Raw genomic sequence first — 13444 nt, 5'->3', positions numbered from 1 at the left:
CTGAAAACCAGAAAAAAAATGTGCAGATACGCAATGGTTGCCTACAAACCACATTATGCTTGTTTTAATTGCCGAAAGACATTTAAAAGAAGATTGATGAACGACATACAAAGAGGCGAAAAATCAGTTCAGGAAGCCAAATGTCCGGAATGCGGCGAATTGATGGCGAGTATGGGACTCGATTTTGAATCGCCAAAAAAAGACGATCTCAAAAAATGGGAACATATCAAAAGTCTATATTCAGTTGGTATTGCATTTCATTCCTGTGGTTGCAGCGGTCCGGGTTATATTCCTAATTCTAAAGAAAAGCTAATCGAATATTTTGAAGATTTAAAACAAAAATACTTTAAAAATATGGAGTTTTGGCGTTCCAGAACAGAACCAACGAACAATACCGAGCGAGATAAAGAATGGAATAAAAACTGGGCTCAATTGAGTAATATAGCATCAAAACACCGAAAAGAAATTATTACCAACCAGGAAGGAATCAGTTTTTGGCTTGAAAAAGTGAAACAAATAGAACATAAAATTAGTCTCATAAAATAGATTCTCGAATTTGAAAAGGAAACTTTGAATTTTAGACATCTACTTAGAACAAAATCCTTAAATTTGCACCTTCAAAGTAAGATCGATGATAGACAAGATAAAACAACATATAGAGGAAGCGAAAGCCTTTAATGATAAAAATAAAGAATCGTTAGAGCAGTTCCGTATTAAATATTTAGGTAGTAAAGGGTTGTTGAAAGAACTTTTTTCAGAGTTCAAAAATATTCCAAACGATCAGAAAAAAGATTTCGGACAAGTTATCAATACTTTAAAAGCTGTAGCTGAAGAAAAAGTTCGCGTTATTCAGGAAGAACTAGAAAGCAAACAGGAGGTAAAAGGAATGTTTGGCGATTTAACACGTGCTGCAGAACCGGTAATTATTGGTTCTCGTCACCCTATTTCGATCGTTAAAAATCAAATTATAGATATTTTTGCCAACATTGGTTTCAACGTTTCCGAAGGTCCGGAAATCGAAGACGATTGGCATAATTTTACTGCTTTGAACTTGCCAGAATACCATCCGGCGCGTGATATGCAGGATACATTTTTCATTCAGACCAATCCTGATGTGTTGTTGCGTACGCATACATCATCTGTTCAGGTGCGTTACATGGAAAATCACAAACCGCCAATTCGTACTATTTCTCCGGGACGTGTTTTCCGTAACGAAGCGATTTCATCTCGTTCTCACTGTATTTTCCACCAAGTGGAAGGATTATACATTGACAAAGACGTTTCTTTTGCCGATTTAAAACAAACCCTGCTTTATTTCACCAAAGAAATGTTCGGAAAATCTAAGATTCGTTTACGTCCGTCATACTTTCCGTTTACAGAACCAAGTGCCGAAATTGATATCTATTGGGGTTTAAAAACCGAAACCGATTACCGTATCACAAAAGGAACAGGTTGGTTAGAAATTGGAGGTTGCGGAATGGTAGATCCAAACGTTCTTAAAAATTGCGACATCAATCCGGACGAATTCAATGGTTTTGCTTTCGGAATGGGAGTAGAGCGTATTGCAATGCTTTTATACCAAATTGGCGATATTCGTATGTTTTACGAAAACGACGTTCGTTTCTTAGAGCAATTCAAAGCAAATATTTAATTTTAGAAATTAGATTGTAGATTCTAGATTAATTTTTGAAAGATACAATTCTCATTAATACAATAAACCTTTGTTGAAGCTTCAGGCTTTGATAAAGGTTTTTAAAATTTAATAAAAATGAAAGCAGATATAACAATCCCGGAAGTAGAAAACGTATTCATTGCCGCTGTTCAGGAATGGAGCGATGATTTTATGGAAAAAGTATGGTACGCTTATCTTGTAAACGACAGCGACTTTGATCTGGACAGCGTTATGGTAGTCTCAAAAGCATTTGGAACTATCGATGGCGAAATGAAAAAAACATCAGTTTTACGCCATGCCTTTGTCGAAGTTCCGGCAGTTTCGGTTGTAAAAATCGAAATGGTCGAAAAAAGTTTACTGGTTTTAAACAACGAATTCATGGTAACTTTCTTCATCGATAATAAATTGTACGACAAGAAATTCACTTTCAAATCAAACCTAATCAACGAAAACGATACTGAAGAAGTGCCTATTTTGTTTGTAGAAGGAGTGATGGTGAAGTAGGCTAGTTTTTAGTCTCAGTCTCAGTCTCAGTCTCAGTCTCAGTCTCAGTCTCAGTCTCAGTCTCAGTCTCAGTCTCAGTCTCAGTCTCAGTCTCAGTCTCAGTCTCAGTCTCAATTTTATCAAGCTTATAAAGTTAGAATAATTTATAAATAAAAAGAGTCCGGAAAATAATTTTCCGGACTCTTTTTTTATTTTTCAAGTACTCACATTGAAACTGAAAACTGACCACTATTGCGGTAACTCAGGCGGTCTCATTTTATAAGCGCCCGTAGACAAACTGCTAATAAAAGCTTCTAAAGCATCAACCTCTGATTGATTTAGTTTTAGTTTTTGAATCAATCTGGAAGTTGTCGGGAATAATGTGTCGTTCGCTTGGCTTTCCTTTCTTTTAGGTTGAGGCATTCCTGCATTGTACATGTTTAGAACGCCGCGTAAATTCGGGAATAAACCATTGTGCATATAAGGCGCATTTTGAGCAACTCCTCTTAAAGATTGCGTTTTAAATTCGCCTACATTTTCTTTTTTTCCAGTCACATTATATCTTCCTAAATCCTCATATTCTCTTCCGTAATAGGTTAGACCAATATTATGAAATTTATTATCAGAGAAATTGGCCGTATTATGACAATTAATGCAACGTGCTTTGGTACGGAATAAATGCAAACCTTCGACTTCTTTATTGCTCAGTTGAGTTGAATCACCCGCCACAAATTTGTCGAAGCGGCTTTTCGGGCTTATTAAAGTCCTTTCGAAAGTGGCAATGGCTTTTAGAATTTCGGTCTGAGTGAGTTTTTCTTTTCCAAAAGCTTTTTGAAAGTGAGTTCTGTAACCTTTTATTTTATTCAGCCTTTTTGTAGCAAGATCAATATGAAAGTTCATTTCTTTAGTATCTTTTATAGGAAAGCTTGCCTGATCTTCGAGCGTTGCCGCTCTTCCGTCCCAGAAGAAAACTTTTGCATAAGCGATATTCATTAAACTCGGAGAATTTCTAATTCCTTGTAATCTTCCTTCTCCGTAAGAAACCCTTCTGGCATCGCCCCAGTTTAATTCCGGATCATGGCAATTGGCACAAGAAATTTGCCCTGATTTTGATAATCTAGGATCAAAGAATAGAATCTTACCCAATGCTGCTTTCTCTTCGGTGTATTTGTTGTCTTCAGGAAATTCAGGTTGCCCTAAAGTTCCAATATCTTCAAAACCCTGTGCATAAACAAGTGAATCTACCTCTGGTTTTGGCCATTTTTGATAATCTCCGCTGCTGTACAATCTCTTTAATTGAGCAATAGAAAGCGTTGGATTAATCTTAGTATAAGAAACGATAATAAGTGATAGTACCATTACCCCAATGGCAATAAACTTTGTTTTCATTTTTAGTAATTTAATTGTACACCACACTGAATCCAATAAGTAGTATTCGTATTGATAATGGCGTTGTAGTCATTTTGTTTTTTTAGTGCTAGTTTTTCTTTAAAATTGGTAAAGAAAACTACTGTTTTGTTGTTTTTTACCGGATAGCTGTATTCTAGTCGTATTGCCGGAGCAAAATAATTAGTTGTACTCACTACATAATCGTGAATGATAACGTCGTTGAAAAAAGTGCTATTAGTACCGCCAGAAGTATCATAATAATCTAGTTTAGATGACGGCAATGGAAAATACATATTAAAGCTTACTGTTGTATTTAGCTTGCTTTTATCAAATGCAAAATCACGGCTTGCGAATATGCCTGTATTTAGCGAGTTAATTTCGAGATCAGTGGTTGCCATGACATCATGATATTCGTTTTGTTGGTAAAGCACATCAAATCCAAGTAAATAATCTATATATGAACCTGTTTTTTTTGAAAGTGAAGTTAACCAGCTAATTGCATTTAATTTGTTCTTGTAGTTATAGCCATTATTTTTTACATCAAAATTTTTACCATCGCTCATGTCGTATTTAAAAGTTGATTTTAACTCTTTTTTGCCCCATTGATGCAATGCAAATAATTCGGCGTGATTAGTGGTAGTTTCAATTTTTAGCCTTAGATTATCTTCATTGTCAAAAACATCGGAGTAAAAATTATTATTTGCTTTTTGGTTGTAATATAAAGCAGTGAAACGAGTGTTCTTATTGCTAAAGTTATAACCGAAACCAATTTTGTTTTGATTCTCCTTGTAAAGGAATCGTGTACTATTGTAATAATTAGATTTGAAATAATTGATAATTCTGCCATAACCTGTATTGAATCGTAGATAAGTTTCAGGTTTTACTTCAACATTAGAATGATCATCTTTATATCGATATGAAAAATCTTTGTCTGAGCGCGTATAATTGGCCAAAGCAAAAATTTTATGATTTTCTTTTAGGTCGTATCCCAGTTGTATTTCACCGCCAATTTTTCTCGAAATAATTTGCGGTCTCGGATCTAAATTTCGACTGTATTTTGCTACTTCATAACCTAGCTTTGAGGCAAAAGATATTTTACGCGTGAGCTGTTTAGAAAGACCTCCGTTGACTACATATTGCTGGTTGGTCCAGTTTGCTTTTCTCGGAACAAAAAAATAATGAGGCATAATAACTTCCTGTTCTTCTGAACGATCATCAGAAAGTACCCATCCTAAATCCTTTTCATCTATTTTTTTTAGAGATAAATTCCCAAATAATTTCCATTTCGAAGTTGTTGTATAATAACCTTGAGCTAAAAACTGATAGGTGTTTATTTCATTTGCAATTTGTTTTCGGGCAAATTCATTTTTTTGATATTCGTATGAGACTTCAGTAAACGTAAAATCTTTAATATACTGTTTGGTGTAATTAACAGGATATTTAAAAATTTGATTTTTAATCTGCGAATCAATAATATGATTGGTTACAATTATACTGTCTTGTGCTTGTAAAGAAGATATGGGAAAAATAGAAAAAAGAAGTAACGCCCAGTATTTCCGGGCATTACTCATAGTATTGTAAATTTTGATATTTTCGATTTTCATTAATGAAAATTTTAGTTGAATCCTCTAGGGTTTGCGGTTATTTCAACAAAGTCATTAGTTGAATTATTAGTATCCTGTAATATGATTCTTCCTGCAATCGTAGTTTTTGTCCTTCTTATTACTGATTTTGAAGAATAGTTTCCAGAAGGCAAATAAGTATTTCCTCCATCAATTTGTGCTGGTAACTTTTTAGGAATTAATCCTGATCCTAAATCCTTTGTAGTATCAACACCATCAATAAGAACCGAGTTGGGAATTTGAAGAAATAAATTTTTGTCTCCTTTAGGATTTTTATATTTTTTCAGCGCTGCAAATTCTGCATCGGTCATTTTAAAAATAGCATAAGCCTGTCTTCCATTAGCATCTAATATCATATCATTATTACTGTTTCCCCAGTAGGCAATCTCTACATCCGGAACAGCTGGATTTTGAATGTCATATTGATATAAATCACCTGAAAAAGTACCTAAGAATGATTCAAAATCTGCGTTGCTTAAATCTACAGTCAATTCAGGATTTAAAATACTTACGGCTTTTCCGTTATTGTCAATGTAGTTAGATTTATGGTTAATTGCATTTTGAGCAATAACAATACTTTTACCCGGTTGTACAGGATATTGAGTGCCATTTCCAGGGATTTTTATAATATTAATTCCGTAAACATAATTAGTATTTGCACTATTACCTTCCGTCATTCCTTCTGCTTTGCTCCAGTCAAACTGCCCATTAGCCAAAGAATGAGCCGCTACCGTCGTTGTTGTAGATCCTGTAAGTTGAGCCATGTACAAACCATCTGCATATTGAACGGTATTAGAGTTATTATAAATTTCTATAAATTGATCTCTAAAAGTAGCTCCCTTTTTTGTGTCAGATCCACCGTAGTAAATTTGTTTAAGTACAAAGTCGCCTACTTTTGAGGTTTTCATTATTAAAGTTACAGGAGTAGTTTCTGTGTTTACTGTTATATTACTTTGAGAAGCATTAAAGTTAATTTCAGTCTCCGATGGCGTATAACCAAAGGTTTCTGTGAATTCTGCCGATTGCATTACTTTTGTCGCTGAAACAGAATAGTTACCGGGTAAAATTTGGTTGAATTGTGCCGTTCCGTTGTCGTCTGATTGTACAGTGTATTTGTTTCCTGTTTCGCTATTTACAATAGTTACATCAGATTTTTTTGTTATAATGTTATTGAATGTTTCATCGTATTTAATAGAAACACTAAAGTTTACTGGTTTTAAAGCTTCATTTTCATCGTTATTGCTGCAGGATTGTATTAGTAATCCTAAAAGAAATGTTATAGTAATAAGAAGAGTTTTTTTCATGGTATATATATTTAGTTTAAAATTCATAGTTTAGGCTTGTTCCAAATGAAATAGTGGCAATTTTTGATAAAATTTTATTGTCATAATCATCATAATAATAGGGTTTAAGATTTAAAAAGTTAGTTGCATATAATGAAGCACTGAAACCATTTAAAAAATCTTTGGAAACTCTTAAATGAAGGTTATGAAGTATGTTTGGTATCTTAGATTGAGTTTCGTTTCTTACTTTGATTAAATGCCCATATTTTTGAATATTAGTCCTGTCTTCAACAGGAATTTCGTGATAAACAAGTTCTGAGTCTAAATATCCATTAGGATAATTACTAGTTTGGGTTTTAGTATTCTGTAATAAAATATGTTCCGTTCTCAAGGAAATAAGTAATCCAACAGCAGGTATATGATAATTAAAATTAAAGCTAGTTGTGAAGCTATCCATTATACCATCTTGGGGATTGTAAACTCCGTATCTTTCAGCAGAAGTAAGACTTGCAGAAGATTCGTATTCTTTAACATCTGAAAAATCTTTTGTATGCGTGTATGAAGCATTCATGCTTACATCCAAATTAAGAGATTTAATTTTTTTGAAATTTATGGTAGTTTCTATACCAGTATCTTCTGAACTACGGTCATTTGTCAGACTGTTATTCATGTAGTAAAATTTTTCAGTGCCAACAATGTTGTAGTTTGGAATTTCTGTACCGGTTACAATGATTTCGGCTTTTGGAATTACTCTATATAAAGGAACTTTTTGACCCGAAAAACCATTATAAAGCTTATTATAATATCCGGTTAAATTAACGGAGGCAAAAGGTAATTTTATATCTAATCCCGCTTCTGTTCGATATGCTTTACTTGGCTTTAGGTTTAAATTGTCTCCGGGAGTTATGATAGTTTGAATCCAGGCTTTTTGATAAACACCCGGATAAGTATAAATACCACTACCAATTAATTTATCGATATAACGATCTCCGGTGTATAGTTGGTTTAAAGACGGAGCTTTTGATGAAAGGCCCAATCCTACTCGTAATCTAAATGTTTCATTAAGTGTATAAGATGAATTTATACGGGGCTGTAATGAAATATTTCCCATTTGATTATCAAATCGTACTCCTAAATCAAGATTTAATATTCGTTCGTCTTTAAATTTTTTAAATATTCTGTCTTCGAAATAAGTAGAAATTTGATATTCTGTTTTTGAGTTAGTAAAGCTATAGTCTCTAAAACCAATTGTGCTGTTTCCTTCTCTCGAAAGAGTATAAAAATTTAACATTTCCTCGGTAGCATTTTTTCGTCCTTCACCTCTGTTTACGCTTGTTCTGTGCGAAACTCCAAGAACCAGACTGTGAATCCAATTCGATTTATTTGTTAGTGTTTTTGTAGTTTCAAGAGTGAAAAATGTTGAAATAGGAATACCTTCTACTGTACTTACACTAGTATATTGTGATGGAACAATAATGGCCTCATGTATCCCTTCTTCTTGAGTATCAGTTGCAGCCGAAGGTGAAGTATTCATCCATTTATCTCTTCTGGAAAATTGTCGGTCATAGCTAAGACTTGCATTTACATTAATTCCGTCAACCCATAAGTTTTTGGGTTTCCACATTAAATTATTTGAAATAGAAAAACCTTTTTTCTCGTTTTTTATGACTTGAGCGCTGATATCATCCGGATCACTTTTAGAGTTATCAAGATTCATTCGAAATGAAGTATTTACCGTGTTTTTTATAGTAGCATCATTATTTTTATATTGCCAGGATATGTTTCCGTTTATTCTTTCATAATTCAGGATATTGTCTCTCGGATCAGCTTTAGAATCGAGATAATTAATTCCAAAATTCATCGAATTATTTAAATTGAATTTTACTCCTTTTGTCAAATTAAGTTCGGATGTAGCATCTCTGATCGAGGCAGAAACCCGGTAAGGACTATTTCCTACCTTTGTTGTTATTAAAACAAGCCCCGAAGTTAAATCACCATACTTTGCAGAAGGAATTCCTTGGATCACTTTTATTTCTTCAATATTATTAGTAGATATTTCTCTTAAATCAACTCCTCTATTTGCATTCGTAAAAGTGTTTCCTTTTATACCAAAATCATCTGCAAGACCTGAATTTGGATTTAAGGCCTGCATGTTCTCGTTGTTAGAAATAGGAATGTCATTCATTACAAATGAAGTTCCAAAAGCCTTATTTGCATTAGAAGCTGACAATTTTGAGGCGGTGCGAAAAACTATATTCTTGAATTCATTTAAATTAAAATCCGTGGTAGTTTGTCCCGGAAGCTGCTTCAAAACATCATCTAACGAAAAAGCCTGTACATTATTAATTGCATTTGTCCCTAAAGTAAGTTCAGAATATTTTCTCTCTTTATTGGCGGTAACCACAACTTCTTTAAGGCGAAGTGTGTTATCTTCTAAAAAAGCAGTAATGAAATTTTCGTTGTTTTTTAAAGCAATATTAGACTCCATTTTTCCCAATAGAGAAAAGTTTAGTACTATATCTTCAAGATAAGGAATGGTAATTTGAAAGGCTCCGTTTTTATCTGAAATACTCCAGTTATCAGATTTTGTATCTCGTATAAAAACGCCTGATAAAGTGGCTGAAGTTTCTTTGTCTATAATCTTACCTGTAATTACTCTTTGAGAAAAAACAGAACTCGAAATTAAAAGAAGAAATATAATAGAACGCATTGTTTTTAATTAGAATCAATAAAAATAATAGCGCAAATGTATCAATAATTCTTTGTGAACCAATGAAAAATAAGGGGGTTTGAAATTGTGAGTACACCAATTTGTGAGAAAAAGGTAGGCTTTAAGTTTTTAAAAACTTGCTCTATGTTGTTGATAATCAGTAAAGGGTTGTTTTGACCATTTTGTAAGAGTAGAGCATTTACTTTTTTTTAACAAGATGTACGTTTGATGTATTCTGAAGCAGAACATTTCTTGTTAATTCGTTTGTTTTTTTTGCTTCGACTTAACATTTTTAAGAATTGGATATAAAAAAAGAGCCAGAAAATTTAAAATTTCCTGGCTCTTTATATAAGTTTTAAGACTTCGATTGAAAACTGTAACGTCGAATAAAAGCTTAATCCAAAGATTCTGTTAGTTTTTTAAACACCGTTTTAGCATCTTTTCCTTCGTATAAAATAGCGTAAACAGCATCGATAATTGGGGTTTTTGCTCCATAACCCTGATTAAGTTTATAAGCACTTTTAGTCGCGTAGTAACCTTCTGCAACCATACTCATCTCCATCATGGCACTTTTTACGGTATAACCTTTTCCAATCATGTTTCCGAACATTCTGTTTCTGGAGAATACAGAATATCCCGTAACCAATAAATCGCCTAAATAAGCCGAATCATTGATGTTACGTTTCATTTTATGTACTTTTTTGATGAATTTTTTCATTTCGCGAATTCCGTTACTCATCATAACCGATTGAAAGTTATCTCCGTAACCTAAACCGTGTGCAATTCCGGCTGCGATTGCATAAATGTTTTTAAGCATTGCAGCATATTCAGTACCAATAATATCATCAGAAATTTTGGCTTTGATGTAATTTCCGGACAATGTTGTAGCAACAACCTTGGCTTTAGCCGGATCTCCACAAGCAATTGTCAAGTACGAAAGTCTTTCTAATGCAACCTCTTCAGCGTGGCAAGGACCTGTAATAACACCAATGTTATAATACGGAATGTCGTATTGAATATGAAAGTGTTCTCCAACAATTAAACTCGTTTCAGGAACGATTCCTTTAATTGCCGAAAAGATAATTTTATCAGACAAAGAAACCGTTAAATGTTTTAATTCAGCATCTAAGAATGCAGACGGAATAGCAAAAATTACATAATCTGCATATTCGACCGCTTCGTTTATATTGTTGGTTAATTTAAGTTTTGCAGTATCAAATTCAACCGAACTTAAATAATTTGGATTGTGTTTGTATTTCTGAATGTGCTCGATCGCAGCATCATTACGCATGTACCAGGCAATTTCTGAAAGATTCACGCATAACATTTTTGCAATTGCCGTAGCCCAGCTTCCTCCTCCAATTACTGCAAATTTTAGATTTTCGCTCATTTTTTTAATAATTTAAAACAAAAGTACTTAATAATGCAGTAATATCACAAAATCTGATTTAAGAAATTTATAAACGGTTGGTAAGACGAGTTGAATTTTACGCAGTATTTTTTATCTTTAAAAAACTAAATGAATTCAAAAAGCCTTACATTCGGTGAAATTTCTTTCAAATATGACGACTAAAATTTTCAACATTATTTTGATTTTGACAACCAGTTTTTCTTTTTCACAAAACGCAGATCGTATTTATTATGATAAAGACTGGAAAGAAACTACCAAAGAAAATGCTTCTTTTTACAGAATCATGCCATCAAAAAAAGTGGATAATCTGTTTTTAATGCAGGATTTCTATAGTAATAATACACCGCAGTTTCAAGGTTATGCTTTACAAAGCGACGAGAATAGTTATGTGGGAGATATCGTTTGGTATGACGAAAATGGTTTCGATACAGCGGTTTATCAATATTATAATAATACAGCTGTTCCTGTTTTGACTTACTATTATCCTAATGGAAAAAAACGCAAAACGATTGAATATAAAAAAGGAAGAAAAAGCGGATTTTCGATTGTTTATCATCAGGATGGAACGGTTTTAATGAAAGGAAAATACCTTGATGGAAAACCGGTTGAAGGAGATTTTGAGGAAGTTAGAAACTGGGATGATTACCGCAACAACAAGTCAGAGGAAGAAGCTTATAAGGAACAGACCGAAGTTATGATTGAAACGGCACCGGTAATGGTTGAAGATTATCAGTCCGGAACTCCAAAAAAGGTTATAAAGAATCTGGTTAAGAAAAAAATATTCTGGATCAACTCAAAACAATTGGCACAGGAAATTTGGTATGAAATTGAGTACGGACAAATGCATCCTTTTAAACAGGTCAATTATGATAAAACGGGAAAAGTGCTGCAAACCATCAATCAAAATGATTTTGAACAATATGGAAGTGATATTTCAAACGGTACTTTTTATGATTATTACCTTCAAAATAAATTTGCTGTAGGTATTAAGTCAAAAACTACTTATAAGCAAAGGATAAAATCAGGCGAAGAAATTAGGTACTTTCCTAACGGTAAAATTCAGGAACTTACTAAATATTTAGATGGTGAAAAAGTGGGAGATGAAATCGTTTATGACAAAAATGAAACTTTAGTGACAAAGCGAGTGTATAAAAACGGAGCGCCTTTTGAGGGGAATTTTGATGAAAATTTTTCAGGAAGTTTATTGGTTAATGCCAACTATGTAAAAGGTGTAATAGATGGAGAGGCAATTGCTAAAAAACAAGAAAATGATAGTATTGTTGCTAAGGGCATTTACAAAAATGGAAAACCCTATAATGGAACATTTATTATAGAAAGCGGAAAAGATCGTCATGAGTTGATTCATGTTATAGACTTTAAGAAAAACGGATTGCAAAAAGTATTTAGTTATAATATCGATAATGTTCTTGAAACTTATACTTGTGTAAATGATGTGAAAAATGGTGAAACTGTTTTTTATGAAAATGGAGAAGTTACAGGGAAACTGGAATATAAAAACGACTTACCTTTTGAAGGTAAATTAGTCGAAGCTGAAAAAGCCACAATTTATAAAAATGGTGCAATTGCTGAAGAAATCATTTATAGAAGTAAATACGAAAGAACCGATGAAAACAATATTTTAAGATCTAAACATTATACAAACCGAAAACTTTCTAAAATAGTAGATCGTTCTTTTACGATTGCAGATAAAGTTCAGGATTCTTATGAAGGAATTTATAAAGATGAAAAACCTTATTCAGGATATTTCGCTACAGATTTTCACGAGTTTAATCATGTTGATTATTATGAAAACGGAAATATAAAGTATCAATATTCTAATGATTATCTGGAGAATCTGGAGAAATACCAACATCCGTATTATGATATAAAATCGACTTATAAAGACGGAAAAATAGTAGATGGCGTAGAATACATAAAATTAGATCGTCAGTTTATTTCGAAATATTGGAAAAATGGAAGTTTGCAAAGTTTTGATGTAGATCTTTTCGCAATGCATTATTTTAACCGTTTTCATTTTGAATTGAAAAATAATGGTATTGAGATTACGGAATTAAAAAAGGAACAAAAAGGCAGAATTACGATCGAGAAAAACGGCAATAAATATACAAGTCAATTGATTATTGATGATAAAGTAGTAATGTCAAGTACATCTATTGACTTAGAAAACGAGGTGCCGGAACAAACAGGAAGTATCGTATATTATGAATCGAACCAGATAATCAAAGCTAAAATTTTAAACTCTAATGAAACAGATGATGAAGGCCGAAGAGCATCAGAGATGTTTTATGCAATATTTGCGTCAACAGCTAATAGTGCGAAAACAATCGAAGAAAACTTCAATTCAATAGCACAGGATTTTTCGACAAGCAAAAATATTGAAGCCATGTTTGGCAAAGGAGATAATGCAGATGTACTGACAGGATTACGATTTAATGAATCTAAAAAGCCGGAAATTGGAATTTTGTTATTAAAAAATAACAATACATCATATAATTTAAAATCATTTTTCGATGGAAAAGTGGTGGAGGAAAAGAAGAACATTGATATAAAAAACATCAGGGAAGAAGTTAAAAAAATGAATGCTATTCTTGAAAAGAAAATGAACGAAAACTTTAAATAAACGGTTTCAAACAACCAGAAATGAAGATTAGAAAAAAATAGAAAATTATTTTTAATTATACACAATAAAAATAAAACTGCTACGTTGTAACTACTTGTAAATTAGAATTTAATGAGTTTAGCAAAAATTGAGTTAGTTAGTTTTGTTTTAGTATTGTAAAAAGGCGTTCCTGAAAAATTCAAGAACGCCTTTTTTTTAGTTTTCAGTTTACCGTCACAGTTTTCAGTTTCAAC

Annotated in this window: 9 protein-coding genes; 4 read left to right on the top strand and 5 right to left on the bottom strand. The window is 32.8% G+C overall.

All coding sequences use genetic code 11. From position 1 onward, the window contains the following. The first annotated feature begins 96 nt into the window (after positions 1 to 96). The 3 genes from L0669_RS03905 (at position 97) to L0669_RS03895 (ending at position 2176) form a co-directional block, all read left to right on the top strand. Positions 97 to 546 (top strand): hypothetical protein, encoded by a 450-nt coding sequence (locus L0669_RS03905; protein ID WP_173968614.1) that lies wholly within the window; start codon positions 97 to 99, stop codon positions 544 to 546. Between the two features lie 85 nt (positions 547 to 631). After that, positions 632 to 1651, top strand: coding sequence for a phenylalanine--tRNA ligase subunit alpha (gene pheS, locus L0669_RS03900; RefSeq protein ID WP_194617281.1), 1020 nt, complete (start codon positions 632 to 634; stop codon positions 1649 to 1651). A gap of 117 nt (positions 1652 to 1768) precedes the next feature. Further along, positions 1769 to 2176 (top strand): hypothetical protein, encoded by a 408-nt coding sequence (locus tag L0669_RS03895; RefSeq protein WP_173968618.1) that lies wholly within the window; start codon positions 1769 to 1771, stop codon positions 2174 to 2176. A 228-nt stretch (positions 2177 to 2404) separates the two neighbouring features. Here L0669_RS03895 and L0669_RS03890 read toward each other — a convergent pair whose 3' ends face one another. The 5 genes from L0669_RS03890 to L0669_RS03870 form a co-directional block, all read right to left on the bottom strand. Continuing rightward, a complete protein-coding gene (locus tag L0669_RS03890) occupies positions 2405 to 3544 on the bottom strand; it encodes a cytochrome-c peroxidase (protein WP_263761457.1) in 1140 nt (379 codons plus the stop codon). Between the two features lie 2 nt (positions 3545 to 3546). Next, a complete protein-coding gene (locus tag L0669_RS03885) occupies positions 3547 to 5148 on the bottom strand; it encodes a DUF6850 family outer membrane beta-barrel protein (RefSeq protein WP_263761455.1) in 1602 nt (533 codons plus the stop codon). Positions 5149 to 5159: 11 nt separating this feature from the next. Beyond that, entirely contained in the window at positions 5160 to 6470 is a 1311-nt protein-coding gene (locus L0669_RS03880; protein ID WP_263761453.1) for a DUF4876 domain-containing protein, read from the bottom strand. Positions 6471 to 6486: 16 nt separating this feature from the next. After that, the gene (locus L0669_RS03875) at positions 6487 to 9159 is read right to left on the bottom strand and encodes a TonB-dependent receptor (RefSeq protein WP_263761450.1); all 2673 of its coding nucleotides are present in this window, start codon (positions 9157 to 9159) and stop codon (positions 6487 to 6489) included. A 394-nt stretch (positions 9160 to 9553) separates the two neighbouring features. Beyond that, complete coding sequence (locus tag L0669_RS03870) at positions 9554 to 10549, bottom strand: NAD(P)H-dependent glycerol-3-phosphate dehydrogenase (RefSeq protein WP_173970543.1); 996 nt, start codon at positions 10547 to 10549, stop codon at positions 9554 to 9556. 172 nt (positions 10550 to 10721) lie between these two features. Here L0669_RS03870 and L0669_RS03865 point away from each other — a divergent pair, with 172 nt between their 5' ends. Then, positions 10722 to 13211, top strand: coding sequence for a toxin-antitoxin system YwqK family antitoxin (locus L0669_RS03865; RefSeq protein ID WP_263761448.1), 2490 nt, complete (start codon positions 10722 to 10724; stop codon positions 13209 to 13211). The last annotated feature ends 233 nt before the right edge of the window (positions 13212 to 13444 follow it).

This window comes from Flavobacterium bizetiae (genome assembly GCF_024271895.1).
Classification (GTDB): Bacteria; Bacteroidota; Bacteroidia; order Flavobacteriales; family Flavobacteriaceae; genus Flavobacterium; species Flavobacterium bizetiae.
Note: the sequence above shows the minus strand (reverse complement) of the source record. Positions and strands in the feature narration are given on the sequence as shown.